Source organism: Flavobacterium sp. LC2016-23, from assembly GCF_009674775.1.
Taxonomy (GTDB): Bacteria; Bacteroidota; Bacteroidia; order Flavobacteriales; family Flavobacteriaceae; genus Flavobacterium.
This window is the reverse complement of record NZ_WKKE01000103.1, coordinates 1-302: the sequence shown is the minus strand read 5'-3', so window position 1 is coordinate 302 and position 302 is coordinate 1. Positions and strand designations below refer to the sequence as shown.

At 47.4% G+C, this 302-nt stretch carries 1 protein-coding gene; it reads left to right on the top strand.

Annotation, left to right across the window (positions count from 1 at the left end):
• The coding region (locus GJU43_RS23020; RefSeq protein ID WP_195760097.1) for a hypothetical protein at positions 1-302 on the top strand (302 nt) is incomplete at both ends.

Genomic DNA, 302 nt, shown 5'->3' with positions numbered 1-302 from the left:
GACGGTGATGTTTCGAATAGTGTAAAAACAAGCGGCGCATTTGTTCCGTCAGAGACTTGCGCCAACGCAGGAACCTATACCAATACGTGGATCGTAAAAGACGATTGTGGAAATACTTCTGATACTTTCACCCAAGTGATTACTATCGAAGATACTACCGCGCCAACCTGGACCACTGCGGCAGGTGCTTTAAACGTAACGGTGCAATGCAGCGATGCTGAAGCTTTAACGGCTGCACAGGCACAATTCCCAATCGCAACCGATACCTGCGACGGTGATGTTTCGAATACTGTAAAAACAAG